This window comes from Vibrio sp. 2033 (assembly GCF_033339735.1).
In genome coordinates this window covers 1-576 of sequence record NZ_JAWOVC010000616.1, presented here as the reverse complement: position 1 = coordinate 576, position 576 = coordinate 1, and the positions used below count along the sequence as shown (strand labels likewise).

At 48.8% G+C, this 576-nt stretch carries 1 protein-coding gene; it reads right to left on the bottom strand.

Annotation, left to right across the window (positions count from 1 at the left end; genetic code table 11):
* Positions 1-56: 56 nt before the first annotated feature.
* Positions 57-404 carry a quaternary ammonium compound efflux SMR transporter QacE delta 1 gene (locus R7P74_RS28110; protein WP_000679427.1) on the bottom strand — a complete coding sequence of 116 codons (348 nt, stop codon included), beginning with the start codon at positions 402-404 and terminating at the stop codon, positions 57-59.
* Positions 405-576: the final 172 nt, after the last annotated feature.

Sequence of the window (576 nt, the reverse complement as noted above, 5' to 3'; positions counted from 1 at the left end):
CCGCCGGCTCTCATCGAAGAAGGAGTCATCGGTGAGATTCAGAATGCCGAACACCGTCACCATGGCGTCGGCCTCCGCAGCGACTTCCACGATGGGGATCGGGCGAGCAAAAAGGCAGCAATTATGAGCCCCATACCTACAAAGCCCCACGCATCAAGCTTTTGCCCATGAAGCAACCAGGCAATGGCTGTAATTATGACGACGCCGAGTCCCGACCAGACTGCATAAGCAACACCGACAGGGATGGATTTCAGAACCAGAGAAAGAAAATAAAATGCGATGCCATAACCGATTATGACAACGGCGGAAGGGGCAAGCTTAGTAAAGCCCTCGCTAGATTTTAATGCGGATGTTGCGATTACTTCGCCAACTATTGCGATAACAAGAAAAAGCCAGCCTTTCATGATATATCTCCCAATTTGTGTAGGGCTTATTATGCACGCTTAAAAATAATAAAAGCAGACTTGACCTGATAGTTTGGCTGTGAGCAATTATGTGCTTAGTGCATCTAACGCCTGAATTAAGCTGCGCCGCGAAGCGGCGTCGGCTTGAATGAACTGTTAGACATCATTGGCG